General features: G+C 67.3%; 17 protein-coding genes. 5 read left to right on the top strand and 12 right to left on the bottom strand.

Features of this window, described 5'->3' with window-relative positions; translation table 11 throughout:
• Nucleotides 1-124 precede the first annotated feature (124 nt).
• A complete protein-coding gene (locus HNO88_RS06620) occupies nucleotides 125-997 on the top strand; it encodes a ferritin-like domain-containing protein (RefSeq protein ID WP_184243337.1) in 873 nt (290 codons plus the stop codon).
• Nucleotides 998-1,071: 74 nt separating this feature from the next.
• Complete coding sequence (locus HNO88_RS06615) at nucleotides 1,072-1,803, top strand: M23 family metallopeptidase (protein WP_184243335.1); 732 nt, start codon at nucleotides 1,072-1,074, stop codon at nucleotides 1,801-1,803.
• A 293-nt stretch (nucleotides 1,804-2,096) separates the two neighbouring features.
• Here HNO88_RS06615 and HNO88_RS06610 read toward each other — a convergent pair whose 3' ends face one another.
• The 11 genes from HNO88_RS06610 to HNO88_RS06560 form a co-directional block, all read right to left on the bottom strand.
• Nucleotides 2,097-3,098, bottom strand: a complete 1,002-nt coding sequence (locus HNO88_RS06610) for a family 8 glycosyl hydrolase (protein WP_184243333.1) — start codon at nucleotides 3,096-3,098, stop codon at nucleotides 2,097-2,099.
• Nucleotides 3,088-3,558, bottom strand: coding sequence for a cellulose biosynthesis protein BcsD (gene bcsD / locus HNO88_RS06605; RefSeq protein ID WP_184243331.1), 471 nt, complete (start codon nucleotides 3,556-3,558; stop codon nucleotides 3,088-3,090). The genes HNO88_RS06610 and bcsD overlap by 11 nt, the downstream gene beginning before the upstream one ends.
• Nucleotides 3,555-7,226, bottom strand: coding sequence for a cellulose biosynthesis protein BcsC (locus HNO88_RS06600; protein WP_184243329.1), 3,672 nt, complete (start codon nucleotides 7,224-7,226; stop codon nucleotides 3,555-3,557). The genes bcsD and HNO88_RS06600 overlap by 4 nt, the downstream gene beginning before the upstream one ends.
• Nucleotides 7,226-11,614 carry a UDP-forming cellulose synthase catalytic subunit gene (gene bcsA, locus HNO88_RS06595; RefSeq protein WP_184243327.1) on the bottom strand — a complete coding sequence of 1,463 codons (4,389 nt, stop codon included), beginning with the start codon at nucleotides 11,612-11,614 and terminating at the stop codon, nucleotides 7,226-7,228. Before bcsA ends, HNO88_RS06600 begins: the two co-directional genes overlap by 1 nt.
• A complete protein-coding gene (locus HNO88_RS06590; protein ID WP_184243325.1) occupies nucleotides 11,611-12,426 on the bottom strand; it encodes a cellulose synthase operon protein YhjQ/BcsQ in 816 nt (271 codons plus the stop codon). Before HNO88_RS06590 ends, bcsA begins: the two co-directional genes overlap by 4 nt.
• On the bottom strand, nucleotides 12,426-12,809 hold the full coding sequence (locus HNO88_RS06585) for a hypothetical protein (RefSeq protein ID WP_184243323.1): 384 nt from the start codon (nucleotides 12,807-12,809) through the stop codon (nucleotides 12,426-12,428). The genes HNO88_RS06590 and HNO88_RS06585 overlap by 1 nt, the downstream gene beginning before the upstream one ends.
• Nucleotides 12,810-13,092: 283 nt before the next feature.
• A complete protein-coding gene (locus tag HNO88_RS06580; protein ID WP_184243321.1) occupies nucleotides 13,093-14,871 on the bottom strand; it encodes a sensor domain-containing diguanylate cyclase in 1,779 nt (592 codons plus the stop codon).
• 151 nt (nucleotides 14,872-15,022) lie between these two features.
• Entirely contained in the window at nucleotides 15,023-15,550 is a 528-nt protein-coding gene (gene rpsI, locus HNO88_RS06575; RefSeq protein ID WP_184243319.1) for a 30S ribosomal protein S9, read from the bottom strand.
• Nucleotides 15,550-16,029, bottom strand: a complete 480-nt coding sequence (gene rplM, locus HNO88_RS06570) for a 50S ribosomal protein L13 (RefSeq protein ID WP_184243317.1) — start codon at nucleotides 16,027-16,029, stop codon at nucleotides 15,550-15,552. The genes rpsI and rplM overlap by 1 nt, the downstream gene beginning before the upstream one ends.
• A 151-nt stretch (nucleotides 16,030-16,180) precedes the next feature.
• Nucleotides 16,181-16,969 (bottom strand): aspartyl/asparaginyl beta-hydroxylase domain-containing protein, encoded by a 789-nt coding sequence (locus HNO88_RS06565; RefSeq protein WP_184243315.1) that lies wholly within the window; start codon nucleotides 16,967-16,969, stop codon nucleotides 16,181-16,183.
• A 133-nt stretch (nucleotides 16,970-17,102) separates the two neighbouring features.
• Nucleotides 17,103-18,167 carry a COX15/CtaA family protein gene (locus tag HNO88_RS06560; protein ID WP_184243313.1) on the bottom strand — a complete coding sequence of 355 codons (1,065 nt, stop codon included), beginning with the start codon at nucleotides 18,165-18,167 and terminating at the stop codon, nucleotides 17,103-17,105.
• Between the two features lie 154 nt (nucleotides 18,168-18,321).
• Between HNO88_RS06560 and HNO88_RS06555 the strand changes: the two genes are divergently transcribed.
• Both HNO88_RS06555 and thiS read left to right on the top strand, forming a co-directional pair.
• Nucleotides 18,322-18,693 (top strand): MerC domain-containing protein, encoded by a 372-nt coding sequence (locus HNO88_RS06555; RefSeq protein WP_184243311.1) that lies wholly within the window; start codon nucleotides 18,322-18,324, stop codon nucleotides 18,691-18,693.
• 16 nt (nucleotides 18,694-18,709) lie between these two features.
• Nucleotides 18,710-19,720 carry a sulfur carrier protein ThiS gene (thiS, locus tag HNO88_RS06550; protein ID WP_184243309.1) on the top strand — a complete coding sequence of 337 codons (1,011 nt, stop codon included), beginning with the start codon at nucleotides 18,710-18,712 and terminating at the stop codon, nucleotides 19,718-19,720.
• Nucleotides 19,721-19,748: 28 nt separating this feature from the next.
• On the opposite strand, the gene HNO88_RS06545 is transcribed toward thiS, so the two are convergent.
• The gene (locus HNO88_RS06545; protein ID WP_184243307.1) at nucleotides 19,749-19,928 is read right to left on the bottom strand and encodes a hypothetical protein; all 180 of its coding nucleotides are present in this window, start codon (nucleotides 19,926-19,928) and stop codon (nucleotides 19,749-19,751) included.
• Nucleotides 19,929-20,119: 191 nt separating this feature from the next.
• Between HNO88_RS06545 and HNO88_RS06540 the strand changes: the two genes are divergently transcribed.
• On the top strand, nucleotides 20,120-20,647 hold the full coding sequence (locus HNO88_RS06540) for a hypothetical protein (RefSeq protein ID WP_184243305.1): 528 nt from the start codon (nucleotides 20,120-20,122) through the stop codon (nucleotides 20,645-20,647).
• Nucleotides 20,648-20,685: the final 38 nt, after the last annotated feature.

Here is a 20,685-nt window from a genome sequence, read left to right as displayed (position 1 = left end):
CTTTCCCGATAGATACCGTCGTCCCCGCGCAGGCGGGGACCTCGCTTGTTCTTCGCCTTCGCGCGATGATGCAAGAAGCGGGTCCCCCGCCTGCGCGGGGGCGACGACAAAGGGGCGGTGAGTGATGGAAGGCCAGCAGCCTGACACATCCGTCGCATCGGCCATCCGCCACGCGCTGCTGACCGCCGAGCCTCGCGCCAAGGTCATGGCCGCCCGGCGCGTCGCGCGTGACTGGCGGCACGGTCGGCTTGCCTGGGGGTTCGAGATCGCCATGCCCGACGAGCCGGCTCGACCCGCCGCGCCCGAGCTGTTGCCGCCGAACCGCATGCCCAAGCGCGGCAAGGCAGGATCCGAACGCGGCCGTGTGGCGCTGTGGCATGCGGTGGCGCACATCGAGTTTGTCGCCATTGACCTCGCACTCGACATGGCGGGGCGGTTCGGCGCCCAGATGGGTCCTGAGTTCGTGTCCGACTTCCTCGACATCGCCGCCGAAGAGGCGATGCACTTCGCGCTCATCGACCGTCACTTGCGCAAGATGGGCAGCTTTTACGGGGCCTTGCCCGCGCACTCCGGCCTGTGGGACGCCGCGCACGAGACGCGGCACGATGTCGCCGCACGGCTTGCCGTCGTGCCCATGGTGCTGGAAGCCCGCGGCCTCGACGTCACTCCCGCCATGCTCGACAGGGTTAAGGCCGGAGGCGACCAAATCGGCGCAAGATTGTTGAGCCGGATCCTTGACGACGAGATCAGGCATGTCCGAACGGGTGTAAAGCACTTCGTCGCATGCGCCCAAAATGCTGATCAGCCAGCCGATTCCCTTTGGAAATCCTTGGTTCAGCTGCACTTCCGTGGGCAAATCAAAAAACCGTTCAACGACTCGGCGCGGCGATCAGCCGGTCTACCGCTCGATTGGTACTCCGGTCTTGTTCCATTAAGAACTTCGGTCATAACCCATCCTCGTGAGGCGGCGGGGGGTATCCGACCATCTCAGACATGAGCCCATCAGCATTCGTGCTGATCGGCCAAGTGAAACACGCCTGGCCGTAATAACGGCAAGGCGGAAATAAGGTAATGCGAGTGGTCGTGACGCATACTTTCGCCGGGTTCCGCATCGTTACTGGTGTCTTGGCTGCAGCTTCTCTTTTCGTTTCCGGGCAGTCGGCTCTCGCCAATGCCGCCAACACCGATATTGCTGCTCCGCTGCGCGCTGCCCAAGGCGCCGAGAAGAGCGTGAGCGGCGGTGAGGACGAGCAGTTCCGCAAGCTGTTCAGCTCCTGGCAGAACTTCGAGAGCACCGGCAACGCCGGGCTCGCCGCTTCGGTCGGCAAATCGCCGCTCTCGGCTTCGGCCCGCGCCGCCGCCGGCATCAGCGGCCCGATCTCGATCCCCTCGCGCACGCCGCTCAATGGCCTGACGATGACCAGCAGCTACGGCATGCGCACCCACCCGGTGCTGGGCGGCATGCGCGCTCACAAGGGCGTGGACCTTTCGGCTCCGGTCGGCACTCCGATCTATGCCACTGCCGATGGCGTCGTCGGCAAAGCGTCCTGGTTCGGCGGCTACGGCCTCTACGTCCAGCTCGAGCACGGCAACAACCTCGAGACCCGCTACGGCCACATGTCGCGTCTGAACGTCGCCGAGGGCCAGCACGTGCGCAAGGGCGACGTGGTCGGCTACGTCGGGTCGACCGGCCGCTCGACCGGCCCGCACCTGCACTACGAAGTCCGCGTCGCCGGCGTGGCCGTGAACCCCATTCCCTACATGCAGTCCGATCGCGTTTCGCTCGCCACCGCGGGCAAGTAAGCGCGAGGACTGCCGGCCGGCACGATCCGGCGCACACGGTTGGAGAGGAGGAGAAGGCGGCTTTCGGGCCGCCTTTTCTGATTCTTGGCGTGAGCAGCTGAACTTGCCCTCTCCCCTTGAGGGGAGAGGATAGCGAAGGTTGCCACATGAGTGGCTACCGCAGCGTGGAGAGGGGTTTCCGACCCCCGATAGGGCACAAACCCCTCTCCACGCTGCGGGTAGGGCGCAAGCTTCCAGGCCTGCGTACCCTCTCCCCAACCGGGAAGAGGGCAGATCATCCCGACCGCGAGCCGCTACAACCGCGCGCCGGCCAGCATCTGCAGCGAAGCGGAGAAGTAGTCGGAGTCCAGCTGCACCGGCGCTGGCGATCCGATCAGGCGCGACACGATCGCCGCGCCGCCGCTGGAGAGCGCGTAAGGCGCTTCCTCGCCGGTGACGACATCGATCCAGGCCGGCACCGGGCGACGCTGAGCCAGGACCGCGCGCCACCATGCCGCGACGTCGTTCACCAGCGCCTTGCGCCCGCCCATGATGGCATAGAGCGGTACCCGGATAGCGTCGTAACCAAAGCGCGAGGGCTTGTCCCGGGCAGGCGTCACTGCGGTCGGCCCGCTCACCGCTACCCAGTCGCACGGCAGGTGCAGCGGACCGAAGCGCGCCTGGCGCAGCAGCGCCTCGCCGCTGGAGATTACCCCACCCCACGTGGCCGCGCCATCGAGCCGCGCGAAAGTGTCGAGCGCCGGCCAGACGTAGTACGAAGGATTCACCGTCACCTCCGCCGCGCTGGCGAACCCGGCCCGGCCGGGCAGCAGCAGCTGGCGGCCGAATCGCTCCACCACGCAATCCCGCCGGATCGCGGCGCGCACGGCAGCGGAGCGATCGAGATAGGAGCCGACCTTCCACCGCTGGCCGGCAAGCGCCAGAGCCCAGGCGATCAGGATGTCGCCGTCGGTCGCGTTGTTGGGATCGCCTACGGGCTTGGCCTGCCTCGGATCGTAGCGCCAGGCGTAGAGGTCGTCGCCGCCCAGTGTCGCCTCGGTCCAGCGGAACATGGCGGCAAAGGCCTCGCGGTCCTCGGACAACGCGGCCAGGATCATGCCATAGCCCTGGCCCTCGGAATGGCTGATGCCGCCGTTGCCGGTATCGACGATCCGGCCGGAGCGATCGAGAAAGCGCTGGCGATAGATGCGCCACCACCCACCGGCGGGCTCGGCGTAGCTCTGGACTCCGGTGCTGCAGGCGGCGGTCAGCGCAACCGCCAGGCCAAGCGCGAACTTGCGGCGATCAACGGCCATGGCGCAGCTCTACCAGATCGCCCTTCCACTCGGCGCGGGTGTGCAGCGACGGTCCGCTGCCGAGCCGGCGAAACCAGGTATCGTAGGCGCCTTCCAGCACGGCGAGCAGCATGCCCAGCCAGGGTCCGCTCGGCACGTGTTCGGGCGCGGGCGGCGCGTCGCGGTGCTGGACGACGATGGCGTCGCGCTCGATCCCGACTTCGGCCTCGCCCCAACCCATAGCGTTCCAGAACGCATTAACCCGCCACGCGAGTTGCGAGGCATCCTCAACCCCGTCCAGCGTCTCGGCGGCGGCGATGCGCCGGCCCAGCGCGAGGTAGAAACCGCGGCGCTGCGGGGCGGGCACCGTTTCCGCAAGCTCCGCCGCCAGGGCAGCAACGAGCGGCGCGAACGATGGAGGCGAAGTCGCCGGCGCGCCTGAGGAGGAGCCGAACATCTGGTGCAACGGATCGAACTTCATGGCGTCGTCCCAAAGGTCTGGCGCACGCCGAGCGTCGAGCGGAACTCGTCGTAGCTGCCGAAGGTGTTGTAGCTGGCCTCGCCGCCGACCCGGGTGTTGGGCCCGACGCGGTAGTAGAGCGATGCTTCGGCGGCGACGGCGAAGCCGGTCTTGCTGAGGCTGTCGTAAGTGGCGCGCACGTCGCGGTTGAGCACCTTCAGCCGATCGAGCTCGGCCTGCGCCGCCGGATCGGTCGGATAGAGCGGCACTTCGTCCTGGCTGTAGCTCTGGTAACCGGGAGTGACCGACGCCTTCAGCTCCAGCGACTGGGTGTTCATCGCATAGTTGATCGGGAAGCTGACGCTCAGGAAATCTTGCGGGCTGAAGTAGCCGCCGTGGCCGTAGGTGAAGTAGTTCTGGCTGTTGTCGTACTTCTGGTAATTGACGTTGATGCCGGCGGTGAGGCGCGACTGCGCGGTCTGCAGCAGGCGCAGGTAACCGCCCGCGTTCGCCTCTATGCCATCGTTCTTGCGCACGTTCTCGCCGCGATAGCGGTTGTAGCGACCTTCCGCATAGAAGCCGTTGCCGTTGCTGTCGTACGAGAACCCGACGCCGCCGCCGGTGCGCATGACCTGGCCCCAGCGCTCGCCGGTCACCGGATCGCGGGTACCGGCGTAGGAAATCACGCTGTCGGTCACCGGCTTGCGCTCCACCCAGGCCCGCACGCGCGAGTTCTCGCCGAGCTTGGGCGAGACTTCGGCACGCCCGGTGAGCTTGGTTTTGCCCATGCCGATCGGGGTGGTCCCGATCTCCGCCTTCACCGCGTTGCTTTCGTAGCCGATCGCCGGTGCAAGGCCGGAGCGGTGCTGCGAATCGGCGGCGACCAGTTCGGAGGGAAGCTCGTCGACGATGCCCTGCGCCTCGGGCGTGCCATTGCGACCGAAGCGCGCGAGGCCGGACCCGGCGGGTCGTCCCGCATCGATCACCACCGCTTCGCCGCTGACGTAGGCGCGACCGTCGAGCACGTTGGTCGACAGCTTCACGTTACCCTTGATCTCGCTCAGCTTGCTCAAGCCCTTCTCGCCCGAGCGCGAGCGGAACGAGGTGCTGACATCGGCGCGCGGGCCCGCGCCTTCTGAGAGCTGCGAGATTTCGGACTGGATCCGTGCGAGCACCGGGTCGGCGGGGTAGCCCCCCGAAGCGGGCACGCCCGAGCCGGCCTGCGCGCCATAGCCTGGCGCGGGATAGCCTTGCGGCGCAGGGGCGGGATAGGCCTGCTGCGGATAGCCCTGCGGATACTGGGGTTGCGGATAGCTCGGCGCCGGATAGGCCTGCTGCGGGTAGCTCTGGGCCGGGTAGCTCTGGGCCGGGTAGCTCTGGGCCTGCGCTTGGTAGCTGGGTGCCTGGTATGGCTGCGCCACGTAAGTGTCGGCCGGGTAAGCGGCTGGCATGATTGAACCTCCATCGGGCGCGTAGGATGCGGGCGTGAATTGCGCCGGCGTATACTGGTCCGGCATGTACTGGGCCGGCATGAACTGGGCAGGCGCGCTTGCCGCCCCGCTGCCATAGCTTTGCGGTTGATAGCTCGGCTGCGGGTACGCAGGCTGCTGCGGCAGTCGCGCGCCGCCACCCAATGCGAACGGATTGATCGGCGCGGGCGCCATCGGCCCCGCCTGGTTGCGGAAGGGGTTGGCACCGGCTGCTCCGGCGGGCGCTCCGCCCATGCCGGCGAAGGGATTGCCGCCGGCCGCCAGCCCCGCGCCCGAATAGAGCGAGCGCGCGTCCTTCAACAGTCGCACCGCGCCGCGTTCGTCCCCTCGTGCGCGTTCGACTTGCGCCAGCGAGAGGCGCACCTGGTAGTCCTGCGGGTAGAGCTTCAGCACATCGTTCTGCGCCCGCTCCGACAGCGCGTTGTCGCCTGCCGTCTGCGCCGATGCGGCAAGGCCGAGCAGCGCATCCTTGTCGCGCGGGTTGCGGCCGAGCACGAGTTGGTAGGTCTGCGCCGCCCGCGCAGCCATGCCGCCGGACTGGTAGAGCCGGCCCAGCGCCGAAAGGATCTGCGGGTTGTCCGGCGCGGCGTTGTAGGCCGACTGGAGCATGTCGAAGGCCGTTGCGTATTGCCCGGCGAGCCGCGCCCGGTCGGCCTGCGCGACCGAGAGCGTCGCCCCCATCCGCGCGTAGGCACGCTGGCCTTCCGGACCGCTGCCCACGACCTGGCTGGCGCGCTGCAAGGCCATCTGCGCCAGATCCTCGCGCCCGGTGCGTGTCAGCACGCCGATCACGCCGGCATAGCCGTCCATGTCGAGCCGGCCCGAATCGATGGCGGTTTGCGCCAGCGAGACGGCGGCGCCCTGGTCGCCAAGGTCGATCAGCGCGTCGGCGATGGCGGGCAGCTTGGCCGAGGGCACGGCCTCCATCTGGCCGAGTTGGCGCAGTACGTTCACCGCCTGCCCCTGCTGGCCTGCGCTGGCGAGCTGTTTGGTGCGGGCGATCGCCGCATCCACCTTCACGCCGATCGCGAAGCTGCGCATCGGCGCGGTGCGTTGTGTTTCGGGGATCATCCCCATCAACCGGTCGGCTTCGGCGGTGCGGCCGAGGTCGTTGTTGAGCAGCGCCGCAGCGTACGTCGTGTCCGAGCTGCCAGCGTTGGTGAGCGAGCGCAGCAGCCCTTCGGCGTCGGACATGCGCCCGCGCTTCACCATGTAGCGCGCGAACTCGTAGCGGATCCACGGATCGTTGCGGTCGAGCAGCAAGCCGTTCTGGAACTCGCGCTCGGCGTTGAAGTCGTCACCGCGCTCGGCGGCTGCCAGCGCCCGGCCCCGCGCGGCGCGCGATTGCAGGCGCGCATCGTCCTGCGCGCCGCCTTGCAGCGCCTGGCGATACAAGTCGGCCGAGTCGGCGTAGCGACCCTGCTTGTCGTAGATGTCGCCCAAGAGCTCGAGCGCGGGCGCCGGTTCGGGGTAGCCGCTGCGCACGAGTTGCTCGGCCTGCGACTGCGCCTCATCCAGGCGACCCTGCGCCAGTGCCTCGCGGGCCTGACCGATGCCGGCGAAGAAGCGCGCGGCGGCAAGCCCGCTCGCCCACTGCGCCGGCTTGCCCAGACCCGAGGCTTGCTGGAGCAGGTCCGCCGCCTCGGCGAAGCGTTGCTGGCGCAGGCGCACGAGGCCGAGGCCGCCCAGCGCCTCCGGATCGCGGCGGTTGGCCGCCAGAGCCTTGTTGAACTGCGCGGCGGCCGTGTCCAGGCTGCCGCTGTTCAGCGCACCGTAGCCGGCGACGCGCGCCTGCCCTGCCCGCACCGAGGCTGGCGGCGCCGCTGGAGCAGCCTTGGCCGGAGCCGGCTTGGCCGGAGCCGGCTTGGCCGCGGCGGTCTTCACCGGCGGCGTGGCGGCAGGCTTGGCCTCCACGCGGGCCGGAGCGGGCGCGGGCTTTGCCGCAGGTGTCGCGCGGGGCTTCGCTGCGGCCTGGGGCTTTGCAGGCACCGCCGCTGCGGCCTTGGCGCCCGGATCGAGCGCGCGGGCGCGGCGCATCGCCTGCTCGGCCAGGTCCTCACGCCCCTTCGAGCGCCAGTACTGCGCCTGCTTGACCAGGGCGTCGACGGCCGGGCTTGCCGCCAGAGCAGAACCAGCGCCAGCCGTGGAGACGAGCAGCGCGGCGACTGCAAGGCGCAGGCTGGAGGCGTGCCGTGTCATCAGTGCAGGTCCTTTTCGCCCAGGCGTCGCGCGGCCTGCTTGCGGAAGTAGAAGTAGGCCGGGCTGGCGAGGATGGCAGCGAGCAGCACGGTGAACAGACCCATCAGGAACGGGCGCTGGCTGAACCAGTAGGCTGTCCTCATCCACAGCGGCAGCGTGCCGACCCAGTAGTTCTGGCCAACCGCGAAGCTGGTCATGCCCTCACCGGATGTGACGGCGAGGTCGCCCTGGATCGCGGCGTTGATCTTCTCGTCGGCCATGCCATCCACCAGCATAGGCAGGTTGGCGCCATTGTCCGCCAGCAGCGCCACCACCGTGCGCTTGGAGGCGAATGGCGAGCGGAAGCTGACGATGCCCGAGAAATCGCGCGAGCCGTAGACCACCGGCTCGGCATCCGCCGGGCTGTCGGACTTCATGCCGCCGAACAGCGCACCGATGTACTGAAGTGGCGAGCGCTCCGCGACGTGGAGGACCCCATCGTCGTACGTCAGCGGCGCGTTCTCGAACAGCGTCGAGGCGCCGGCCATGGCGCTGCTGCCGATCACCAGCACGTCGCGGTCGGCCAGTTCGGCCGGAACGATCTGCAACGACACGGTGACGCCGGTGGCCGGAACGCCGGTCGCATCACCGAAGCGGCCCATCAGCATCAGGAACGCGCTGACCGACGCGGGCGACGGATCCTTGGCCATCAGCACCGTCGTTTCCGACAGGTCCGGCCGTACGGTGAAGGGGAAGCCGGCGCCGGCGAAGGTGGCAAGGTCTGGCATCATGATGCCGTGATAGGCGCTGGACAAGTCGATGGTGCTGTTGGGATCGAGCGAGACGCGCACGTTGTCCGGCAGGGTGCCGGTGCACTTCTTCTTGTCGGCGATGATCAGGTTGTAATCGAAGGTCAGCTCGTTCGAGCCGAAGAGGTTGTAGCGCGGCAGCACCACGCCCGCATCGGAGTCCGAGCTGCGCGCGGCGGAGCCCGAGAACCAGTCGCGCCACCACGATCCCGCGAGCGGCAGGGTCTTGAGGTACTGGCCGTTCAGCGAAACGTCGAGCCGCGAGGCGCGCTTGTCGAGCCACTGCGCCACCGGATAGCGGTAACCCAGGTTCAGCTTGCCACCCTGGCGGGGCCAGAAGAACAAGTCGGGCGCCACGCGGAAACGGGCGGTCAGCGGACCAGGCGGCAGGCCCATGCCCTGCAGTTCGTAGGGTTGCATGATGTCGCCCAGCTTCACCGCGCGATCGGTCGGGATCCAGCGGGGGGCGCCGTAAGCCGGATAAGTCGGGATGCGCACGCCGTCGAAGTTCATGCGCGCGCCGCCGAACACGCCGCGCCCCGTGGAGACGGCGGCGGCGGCCAGGCTCAGCTCGCGCGGGTCGCGGCCCATGATGACGAGCAGCATGCCCAGCGGATCGCGCGGGTTCTGCACGACGGCGGCCGAAGGGCCATCGGGGTTGAGGTCGAGGCCGGCGATCTGCGTGCCCTGGGTCAGGAAGACGACGGCGTTACCGGTCGGCAGCGAGCCGTTGTAGCGCGGCGGGAAGGCGAAACCGCGATAGCTCGACAGGCTGCCCATCCACGAGGCGATGCTCGCCGCGGCCTCCAGCTCGCGCCCATGGGGCTGGCCCGCGAAGACGAACGGCAGGTTCAGGGGCTTGTTGTCGCCCTTCTCGAAGAACGGCCCGGGCAGGCGCGCCAGGTCCGGCTTGAACGGCAGGCGCTGGAGCCGCAGGTCCATCCAGGTGCGGGTGTTGCTGACATTCGCCCACAGCGAGGAGTGGAACGGATCCTCGCAGTCGCGGGCATAGTGGCCGATCAGGCGCAGGTTCAGCTGGTTGTCGCCCGGCAGGAACAGCGCCGGGTTGATCGGCACGGTGAAGGTCATGCCGCCCGAGTTGGCGCGTGTCAGCGGGATCGTGTGCACCACCTCGCCGTTGAGGATGACGACCAGCTGGCTCAGTTCGTCGATCATCGCGGGCGACCAGGCGGCCTGGATGGTGATCGAGGCGCTGGTGACCACGCGATCCTGGCGCAGTCCGAAGGGGATGCCGATCTCGCCATGCGTGCCCTGCAGGCGCACTGGCTGCTTGATCCGCAAATCCTTGAGGCTCAGGCGCCGCACCACATCGGCACCCGCCGCGGGCGGTGCGTCGAGGACGGTCGCCGCGCGCAGCTGCGGCGCGGAGCCGAGGCCAACGAGCCCGACCAGCAGCGCAGCCGCGATTGCCGCCGCCTTGGACATTGCCCCCGTCCCCCCATCACTCTTGCCCGGCTTGGGCCCTTCGTACTTGCGGATTTTCTTGAGCTCGGCGCGGTTGAGCCGAAGCATGCGCTTCACGGTGACAAGGTCGACCACGATGATGTCCTTGATGGAGCTTATGCCGCTGACGGTCGCGTGCTGGCCGACCGGCTGCCACGCGTCGGCCCGGCCCATGACGGCGCGCACCAGATGGCGCCCGGCCATGACGTCGAGCTTGAGGAAGCGCACGAACGAATCCTCGCCCGAGGTGCGGACGGTCTCGACCGGGATCGCCAGGGTCTCGTCGCCCATGGCCATGGTGATGTGGACCACGTCGCGCTCTCGGACCGGCAACTCCTTGGGCAGTTCCAGCGCCGCGCCGCCCATCGAGATGTCGATGGTGTGTGCCGGCACGACATGTCCGGAGGCCAGGTGCGCGGTGACCGGCAGGCGCACGGGGATGCGGATGTCCTGACGAGTCTGACGGGTCTCGCGCGCCACCGACACGGCGGCGATGAGAATTATGAGGCTGAAGCTGGCCCAGGCCATGTTCAGCACCAGGGTATCGGTCTGGATGTTGAACAAGTGCGGAAAGAACACGCGCTTGACGATCGCCAGGCCAATGCCGAACGCCATCAGCGCGATGCAGATCAGGTGCGGGCGCACGATCGCCCAGTCGAAGTAGGTCCGGTCGAGCAGGTCGCCCTTGTCGGTGACGTTGAACTTGCCCTTGCGCGGCTGGAACCAGGTGGCGACGGTCGGCTTGACCAGGTGGAACGCCAGGATCGTCTCGTAGACCTCGCCCCAGAACGGCCGGCGGTCACCGCCCTGCGTGCGCTCGTTGGCCACCGACGAGCAGAACAGGTGCGGCGCGGCATAGGCGAAGATCAGCCCGGCGCTGGCCTGGATGATGTTCTGGCCGAAGATCAGGTAGGCCAGCGGGCTGGTCAGGAAGACGATGCGCGGCAGCGGATACTGGAAGTGCAGCATCGCGTTCAGGTAACAAAGCCGCTGCTGCCAGGTCAGGCCCTTGCCCTTCAGCGGATTGTCGATGCGCATGATCTGCGTCATGCCGCGCGCCCAGCGGATGCGCTGGCCGACGTGGAGCACCAGGCGCTCGGTGGCGAGCCCGGCGGAGAGGCGCGCGCTGATGTAGGCGGTGTTCCAGCCCATGCGCTGCAGTTTCAAGGCGGTGTGCGCGTCCTCGGTCACCGTCTCGCCGGCGAAACCGTTGGTCATGGCCAGCGCCTCGCGGCGGATGATCGCGCACGATCCGCAGAAGAAGGTGGCGTTCCACAGGTCGTTGCCGCCCTGGACGGCGCCGTAGAACAAGTCGCCCTCGCCCGGCATCTCGCCCATCGTGCTGGCGAGGTTGCGCTGCACCGGATCAGGCGAATACATGTGGTGCGGCGTCTGCACGAGAGCGAGCATGCGGTCGCGCTGGAACCAGCCGACGCTCAGCTGCAGGAAGGCGCGGGTTGGCACGTGGTCGCAATCGAAGATGGCGATCAGTTCGCCTTCGGTCTTCTTCATCGCCGCGTTCAGGTTGCCCGCCTTGGCGTGCAGGTTGTTGTCGCGGGTGATGTAGCCGCAGCCCGCTTCCTTGGCGAAGGCACGGAATTCCGGCCGCTTGCCGTCGTCAAGAATGAAAACCTGGTACTTGTCTGCCGGGTAGTCGAGATCCATCGCCGCGAAGACCGTGTTGCGCACGATTTCCAGGCTCTCGTTGTAGGTCGGGATGTAGATGTCGACGGTGGGCCAGGTGTCGGGCTCACCCATGGGCTCGACGACCGGGCGGTCGAGCGGATAGCTGGTCTGCAGGAAGCCCAGGATCAGGATCACCCAGGCATAGAGCTCGGCCAGGTACAGGCCGGTGCCGAACGCGAATTCGGGCAAGGTGCCGAACGAGAGCGTCTGCGTGGTCCGCCAGAACATGTAGCGGGTCGAAACGATCACCGCGAGCACGCCCAGCGCCATCGATCCCTTGCGGCCCTTCCAGCGCTTGAGCGCCGTGGCCCCGGCCATGACCATCAGCGCGAACATCCACTGCTCGAAATTGCCGAGCGGAACGCTGATGACCATCACCGCGATCAGGGCGATCGGCGCGATCGTCAGCGAGCGGGCGGTAAGCCAGGAGGGGCGCCGGAGCAGCGTCATGCCGCGCGGCTCGCGCCGGGCCGAGCCGCCGGGCCGGAAGAGATGGGCGCTGCGGCCTGCTCCTCGCTTGCCAGCGCCGCCTGTCGTTCTTCGGCCAGGATCATGCCCACGGTGTCCGCGATCAGGCGCGCGTCGGCCAGGGCCGCGCTGGCAGGAGCGTAGCGCGACAGCAGCTGGAGCATGGCGAGCGCCTCGGGCACGGCCTGATCGTTGCGAATCTTGCCGATCAGTCGATCGCCCAGCACCTCGCGGGCAAAGGCCGCGACATGGCGTGCAAGCTTGCGGGTCTCGTCGAGCTTGCCGATAACGTAGGCGGTGCGCGCCGCGCCCCAGTCACCCGCCTCGTCCAGCAACTGTGGCAACAAGGCCAGGCAGTCCGGGGACGCCATCAGCGGACAGACGTGAACGGTGGCATGCGCCATCAGCCGCCGTGCCAGCATGCGCTCGCCCGCCGGGACGTCGATCACCAGCGTGCGATTGCTTGCAGCGCTGAGGTAACCGGCATCCTCCAGTCGCGGCAGGAAGTCGGCATCCGCCAGTGCGTTGGGCTCGCAATAGAGATTGATCCCGTTCACCAGCACCGAAGCCTCTGCGAGCGAGCCCATCGAAGGCAGGCGCTGAGCCGGCGGCAGACCCAGGTGCAGCGGGGTCAGGTCGCTGGTCGATGTCGTCATCAGCGCGACATCGCCGCTGCCGCGCGGGCTGGCGACACCATCGCTGCCCTCCAGCTGAGACAGGCCCATCGCCAGATGCGCGGCGAGGAAGGTCGCTCCGACGCCGCCCTTGAGCGAATGACACAGCACCAGGGCCATCAGAGCTCTCCGCGTTCGTCGAGGTCGGACAGGCGGCGCAGCATTGCCCGCACATCCTGACCCTGGCGCACTTGCTGCGGGGCGGACACGCCTGCCTCGTAGCGGTTGAACAGGTCTGCCAGCGATTCGCCGGCCAGCGGCGCAGCGGAGCGGTCGCTCGATCCTGCGGGGCGGGCCGCGGCGATACCGGGCGCACTGACGGGTTCAGCAGGGCTCGATTCCATGGCCTCTGCCACGGCTTCCTGCTGGAACACGCGCGGGTCCTTCAGCAGGGCCTCGAACAAGGGCCACAGCTCCAGATCGCTGAAGCGGTCGGCGAATTCCCTGTAGGCGAAGTCGCTTCGACCCAGTCGATCAAGCAAATTGCGGGCATCGGCTCGCATGGTAGAACCTCCGTAATTGCCCGTATGTCTTGCAGGTAATGGTTAAGATCCGGTTGCCGCCCGAACCTAACGCCTTGGCCTTGCGAGCTTCGCAGTCGCTTGATGCGAGCTTTTGCGTTCACTCGAGACAGGCCGTCGCCGCGCCTCACGCTCGAAGGTGAGATTGGATCGCAGGCGAGTGGTGGTTAACAGGAGAGGATCGGTCCGAGTTACGCGACCGAGGGACAAGCGCAGCGAGTATCCCCCGCGCTTCAGCCCATGGCGCTGGCTCCGCAGATCAGGGTCAGGCTGCCACGCGCACGCCGTCGCGACCGGCGCGCTTGACCTCGTACAGGGCTGTGTCGGCCGCGTCGAACAAGTGGCTGCGCGTCATGCCCGGTTGCCGCTGGGCCACGCCGCAGCTGATCGAAGCGACGACCCGACTGCCGTTGGCATCGACTTCCAGTGCCACTCGCAAGTGCTCGGCGATGCGCTCACACGCCGCTTGCGCGGTGGCGACATCGCAGCCGAACAGGATGGCGAACTCGTCACCGCCGAGCCGGCCTACGTAGTCGGTGTTGCGAGTTCCTGCCTGGAGGCGTTGCGCCACGGCTTCCAGCACGCGGTCGCCAACGGCATGGCCGAACGTGTCGTTGATCGACTTGAACCGGTCGACGTCGATCAGCGCCAATGTGAGCGGGCCGTCAGAATTGTCGAGCGCTTCGCTCAGGCGCGTGCGGAAACCCTTGCGGTTGAGAACCCGGGTCAGATCGTCGGTTTCCGCCATGCGCGTAATCGCCGCCTCGCGCGATTTGCGTGCCGAGATGTCGCGCATGGTGATGACCATGCCGGTGCGCCGCTCGCCCTGGCTGACGATACCGACGGATGCTTCCAGCGTGCGCTCCGGCGTGCAGTCGGGGCTGAAATCGCAAGTGATCGCCCGGCCGGCGTCATGCACGGCTTCATCGGCGAACTGCAGCAACGCCCGGCTCGTCAAGGATGCGACTTCCTTGAGCGTGCAGCCGACAAAGGCGTATGGTTCGACGCCGGTGAGTTCCTTCAAGCGGCCGTCAGCCCAGCGGCAGGTGCCGGTCTCGTCGAAACTGAGGATGCCTTCGGGTGCATTCGCCAGGATCTGCTGCAACGCCTTGCGATGCTCCGCCAGTTCGACCAGCGCATCCGCGCGAGAAGATACCGTGGCCGCGACCGGCAAGGCCGTGCACAAGATCACGCCGATGTAGATCTGGAAATACAGGGACTGGAACACCGGTCCTTCGGTGATCAGCGCTACCGGGCCGATACCCAGGTAGGTCGCTGTGGCTCCGGCGCAGGCCACGATCGCGACTCCTGCGAACGTGCCGAGGCGCCCCAGGCGAAAGGCGACCAGCAGCAGCGAGGACAACGGCAGGAAGAGCAGCGGGTAGCTGGTCTGGCTGAACACGGCGGCCGTCAGCAGTCCATGCGCCGTTATGAGCGCCAGTGTCTCGGATCTTTGAAGGGCTGTCTTCGCCCCGAAGCAACGACCATAGCTGCCGTCCAGGATCGCCAGCATGATCGGCGTGCCGATCAGCAGCCCGATCGCGTTGCTGGCGAACCAGCGCAGGAAGGACTCGCCGAACGGCACATCGTACGCCACCAGCGAGACGAGCGAGCCTGCACCCGCGCCCAGGCCCGGCGCCAGCAATCCTGCGAAGAGCAGGAACTGGCCGCTTGCCTTGGTGTCGCCGAGGAAGTCGCGCCGGTTAGAGAGCGAGCGCACGATCAGGCAAGCGGCAACCAGCGCCTGTGCCATGTTGATCGCGCCATAGAGCACGACGCCTGCGGATGGGCCGCGCCCGATCACGTTCGCCAGCAGGTTGCCCATCCAACCACACAGCAGGATCGTCGGCCAAGCCGAACGCGGCGACTTGAGCAGCAAAGCGAGAATGAGAGCATCGGCGGGCCAGACAGTAGCATGCTCGTGCCCGCTGCTGCTTACCTCGATCGTGACCGTCGCCAGAAGGCAGTAGCCCAGTGCGGCGATCAGGCCCAAGCGAATGCCGGTTTCGCTCTTGCTTCGACCTTGGTCTGCTTTCCCCTTCATCGGGAAGAGGATGGCAGCGAGTGGTTAACAATCCGCTTTCCCTGTTGAGGTTGCACGGTTGTTCCTGGGGGCAACCACCTGCCTGGCGCATGGAAAAAGGGCCCGCGGTTTCCCGCGAGCCCTTTTCGAAAGGGGCAGTCTCTGGCGAAGCTTAGCGCTTCGAGAACTGGAAGCTGCGGCGAGCCTTGGCGCGGCCGTACTTCTTACGCTCGACGACGCGCGGGTCGCGAGTGAGGAAGCCGGCCGACTTGACCGTGCTGCGCAGCAGCGGCTCGAACTTGCTGAGTGCCTGGGCGATGCCGTGCTTCACGGCGCCGGCCTGGCCCGACAAACCACCGCCCTTAACGGTGGCGACAACGTCGTACTGGTCGACGCGGTCGGTGATCTGGAAGGTCTGAGCGATGACCAGACGCAGGGTCGGACGCGCGAAGTAGACTTCCTGGTCACGGCCGTTGACGGTGATCTTGCCGCTGCCGGGCTTCAGCCACACGCGGGCCACGGCGTCCTTGCGGCGGCCGGTGGCGTAGGCGCGGCCCTGGGCGTCGATCTCCTGCGCGCGGATCGGCGCGGCCGGGCCGGTGCGGATCTTGGGCGCTTCGGCTTCCGTGCCTTCAGGCACGGCGCCGCCGGTGAGGTCCGCGAGGTCGGACAGGCTCTGGACGGTATCGGTGTCGGACATTACGCGCCCACCTTGTTCTTGCGGTTCATGGAAGCGACGTCGAGCGGCTGCGGCTGGGTGCCGGCATGCGGGTGCTCGCCACCGCCATAGACGTGCAGTGCACGCATCTGATCGCGGCCAAGGGGGCCACGCGGGATCATGCGCTCAACCGCCTTCTCCAGCACGCGCTCGGGGAAGCGGCCGGCGAGGACCTTGTCCGCGGTCACTTCCTTGATGCCGCCGGCATAGCCGGTGTGCTTGTAGTAGGTCTGCTGCTTCAGCTTGTTGCCGGTGAAACGCACCTTCTCGGCGTTGATCACGACGACGTGGTCGCCGCAATCGACGTGCGGGGTGAAGCTCGGCTTGTGCTTGCCGCGCAGCAGGTCGGCGACGATGACGGCCAGACGGCCGACCACCAAGCCTTCGGCATCGATCAGATGCCATTTCTTCTCCACCTCGGCCGGCTTGATCGACCGGGTGACCTTCGTGAGCGCCTTCATGGCTGGTCTTTCCCTATGAACTGTGTCCGCACGAATCCGGGAGCCGGGCCGCGCGGGAAGGCGGCCCTTTCGTTCGGATCGGCGTCGAAGTCAAGCTGGAGGCGGGTTTGGCGGGAGGTAAAATGATACCTTACCCTTCTATGCTCTGCGGTCAGCCCGTGGCGACGGGTTGAGGTCCGGTGTTGTTGCTGGCCCGTTCGATCGCCTTGGTGATGTCCTTGACGAACCGGGTGTGGCGCACTCCGGCAAGAAACGCATTCTGGATCAGGCTGCCCCGCCAGCGGCACGGGCGCTTGATCTGGATGAGCAGGACGTAGCGGTCTTCCCCGGTGTCGTTCCACACCTCGTGATTGTACATGTCGTCGAACAGGAACGACTGCCCGGCCGTCCAGGTCAGCACTTCCAGCCGCTCGGGTCCTTCGAGGTGCATGCGGCACTTGTCGCGCTCGGCCGGAGCCTTCAACGCCAGGTGGTAGGTCAGCATGCCCTTGGTCATGCCCCAGTGCCGAGCGATGTGCCCACCGGCCTCGAGAACCGAGAAGTTGGCCGTGACCAGGCCCGGCACCCGCTCGATCGCAGCGGCGGTGAAGGGCGCGCGCGCGGCATTGGCCTTGATCCGATAGCCATAGCCCTTGAGGAAGAAGGCGCGCCAGCGACGGTCGGCAGCGATGCGGCCATGATCGAACGAGATGTCGCCGAGCGAGGGGATATCCTCGGCACGAATCCGGACAGCCTCGTCGCGGATCGCTTCCCAGTTGCTCTCCAGCTCCGCGATCCAGGGATAGAACGATTTATCATGCACTGCCGCGTCGGGAACGCGCGAGTTGCGCATGATCACGCGGTCGATCTTGGGTCGCAGGTCCTTGCCGATCTGAAACAGCGACTTGTTGACGAACGGAACCTTCCAGCCGCGCGAGTTCAACGTCTGCTGCCAGTTCATGCCGCCTCCAGGACCCCTGCGCCGACCGCCGCGCCCGCACGCTGCTTGCTACAAGCAACCTTGCCCCTCGCCAAGAGTCCAGAGAACCGGCCGAACCCGGCGGGCCGCGCTCGCTGCCACGCCAAGCCGGATTTCAACGACGACCGCTCGCTGCCCGGCGACCGAGGGCATGTGCCCCCCAAACAGTGGCGCACAACACCAGCGCGCCGACGAACTGGTGCGCGACGGCAATCCACAAGGTGACTCCCGACCAGACGGTGAAAATGCCCAGCAGGATCTGCGTTCCGAAGGAGGCATGGATCGCGACCGAAACCGGGCGGTGCCTGGCCTTGATCCGCCGCGCGAGGACGATCAGCACCGCAACCACCGCCCAGGCCCACCAGCGATGGAACCAGTGGATGAAGTAGGGGTCGCTGAACGGAACCAGGTGCGGCTCCACTCCGTCCGGGAAGACCTGACCCTGCATCAGCGGCCAGGCATCCCAGTTGAACCAGCCCGCGCCGGCGACCACTCCGGCCCGCAATCCAGCGAGCAGCGCGCCGAAGAACAGTTGCACCATGACCATCGCCAACGCGGCAATAGCCAGTCCACTGAGCCGGGCGCGAGGCTCCCCACGTTTCAGGGCCATCAGGTCGAGCGCGGTCCAGACCAGCCCGGCGAGCGTCGTCAGCGCCACCAGCAGGTGCGCGGCGAGGCGGAAATGGCTTACCTTGACGTCGTTGACGATGCCCGACGAGACCATCCACCAGCCCACCGCGCCCTGCAGGCCGCCCAGCGCCAGCAGCGCCAGCAGCCGCGGTTTGTAGCCGCCCGGGATCGTGCCGCGCAGCCAGAACCACGCGAGCGGCGCCGCAAAGGCCAGGCCGATCACGCGCGCGATCAGGCGGTGCACCCACTCCCAGAAATAGATGAACTTGTATGTCGCCAGCGTCATGCCCGCCGGGCCGTTGACCTGCGTATACTGCGGCGTCTGCTGATAGGCGGCGAACTCGGCCTGCCATTGCGCCTGCGTGAGCGGCGGCAAGGCGCCGGTCACCGGCTTCCACTCGACGATGGACACGCCCGATTCGGTCAGGCGGGTGATGCCGCCCACGACCACGATCGCCAGCACCAGCGCGGCCACGAACAGCAGCCAGCGTACCATGGGGACGATATCGTCGCTCGTGCCGATGATCGGCTTGGCAGGGGGTATCCTCATCGCCTGCGTCCCTGCGCCCGAGGGCAGCCGAGCGCAAGAGGACGAAATGACCTACGATTTCCGCACCCGAGTGTCCGCACCCGCGCGCGACATCGGGAACAGTATTTCACTCAGCGGGTTGAAGGATGATACAACATCACATATCTGGAGCCGCATGCAACGCGCCCTGACCTCGATTCGCGATCGCATGGACCGTCTCGGCGTCCTGCTCTCCGGCCTTTGCGCGGTGCACTGCATCCTGGGTGTCGTGCTCGTCGGCGTTCTGGGCCTGGGCGGACAAGTGCTGCTTGCGCCGGAGATCCACAGGATCGGCCTGGGCATGGCCGTAGTGATCGGCTTCATCTCGCTGGGTTTCGGTGTTCGCCGGCATGGTCGCATCGAGCCGCTGGTGCTTGGCGCTTCCGGCTTGTCGCTGATGACTGCAGGACTGTTCGTCGGGCATGGCCTGCCCGAGGCGGTTCTGACGATCGGCGGCGTCGCGCTGGTCGCGGCCGCGCATATCCGCAACTTGCACAAGTCGGCATGAGCGTTATCTGGCGGTGATGACCGCTCAACTGCAGCTTCCCCCGCTCAACCTCACCGTCAACGGCGAACCCCGCCGCATCGCGCCCGGCGCCTCGATCGCCGATCTGGTCGCCAGCCTCGAGTTGGACCCCAAGAAGGTCGCGGTCGAACGCAATGCCGTGATCGTCCCGCGCTCGACCCTGGCCGAAGTGACGCTGTCCGACGGCGACACGCTGGAGATCGTCCACTTCGTGGGCGGCGGCGATGCCGTGATCGCGCCTGAAGACACCTGGACCGTCGCCGGCCGCACCTTCCGTTCGCGCCTGATCGTGGGCACCGGCAAGTACAAGGACTTCGCCCAGAACGCCGCCGCGCTGGAAGCGAGCGGGGCCGAGATCGTCACCGTCGCGGTGCGCCGGGTCAACGTGTCGGACCCCAAAGCGCCGATGCTGACCGACTTCATCGATCCGAAGAAGGTCACCTACCTGCCCAACACCGCCGGCTGCTTCAACGCCGAGGATGCCATCCGCACGCTTCGCCTGGCGCGCGAGGCGGGCGGCTGGGATCTCGTCAAGCTGGAGGTGCTGGGCGAGGCGCGCACGCTCTATCCCAACATGCGCGAGACCCTGCAGGCGACCGAAGTTCTGGCCAAGGACGGCTTCCTGCCGATGGTCTATTGCGTCGACGATCCGATCGCCGCCAAGCAGCTGGAAGACGCCGGCGCGGTGGCGGTGATGCCGCTGGGCGCGCCGATCGGCTCTGGGCTCGGCATCCAGAACCGGGTGACGATCCGCCTCATTGTCGAGGGCGCGAAAGTGCCGGTGCTGGTCGACGCCGGGGTGGGCACGGCATCCGATGCCGCGGTCGCCATGGAGCTGGGCTGCGATGGCGTGCTGATGAACACCGCGATCGCCGAGGCCAAGGACCCGATCCGCATGGCACGTGCGATGCGTCTGGCGGTCGAGGCCGGGCGCGAGGCCTATCGCGCGGGCCGCATGGCAACGCGCAAGTACGCCGATCCATCGAGCCCGCTGGCCGGCCTCATCTGAGATCCCCCCGCAAGGGGGGATCGAAACCTTACCTGAGGACCTGGCGCTCTTCCTCGCGGCGAATGTCCTCGCGAACGCGGCGCGCGCTGTCCTGCGAAACCTGGTCGAGGTCCCGGCCGCGCTTGCGATACTGGATGGTGGCGTAGAGGATCGCAAGACCCAGGATGATCGGACCGCCGATCACCACGAATGCCCAGAGTAGTTCCATGTTCTCTCTCCACTTCCGCGGTAGCGGGTCAGAGAGAAGAACGCCCGCGCGGACAGAAGCGTTCCGCTGCCCGATAGACCACGGGTGTGTGGTTAACGCCTTAGAAAGGCCGATGTGGTGATCTGTTGGCGGCGGCAGAGGACAGGCAGGTCCGCTTCGCCAGCAACGCCCGAGAACAGGGGGCCAATGCCATGAGCCGTACCGGAACCGCGAGCTTGACCATCAGCGAATTGCGCGAATTCGCGGAGTTCACCCCGTGCGAGCAGCGCTACATCAAGCGCAGCCTCGACGTCGGCCTTGGCCGCCGCGACGCCTTCAAGCTCTGGGCCCGCAGCGATGACGAGGCCACGTCCATCCGCCGCCAGTACATCGCCTACCAGGACCTGCGGCCGATGCGGTCTATGCTGCACGAGGAAGACGGGCTGGACGGCCTGGGCGAATTCTTCGCCAAGCTGGTGCGGGTCACCACCTTCGACCTGGCGCAAGGGCGGCTCGCCAGCTTCTGCGCCTACCGTTTCCTGTACGAGCGGCTGCTGGGCGCCTGGTCGCGACCGTGGTTGCCCGGTGCCTTTTGCGGCGCCGCCGCGCTGCCGCAGATCCGGCCCGAACGGCGCAAGCTGCTGCTGCACTCGATCAGCGAGGCGGCGGCGACGGCACCGGGTTGGTCGGATCGCGAGCCGAGCTTCTATCCCGAGTGGGTGGAGAAGGAAGCGGCCTGAAGCCGATTGAGGGCAGGCCAGACTGGAGGCCAGCCTGG

Origin of the sequence: Novosphingobium chloroacetimidivorans (assembly GCF_014204535.1) — a bacterium.
GTDB classification, from domain to species: domain Bacteria; phylum Pseudomonadota; class Alphaproteobacteria; order Sphingomonadales; family Sphingomonadaceae; genus Novosphingobium; species Novosphingobium chloroacetimidivorans.
This window is presented reverse-complemented; position numbering and strand designations above follow the sequence as displayed.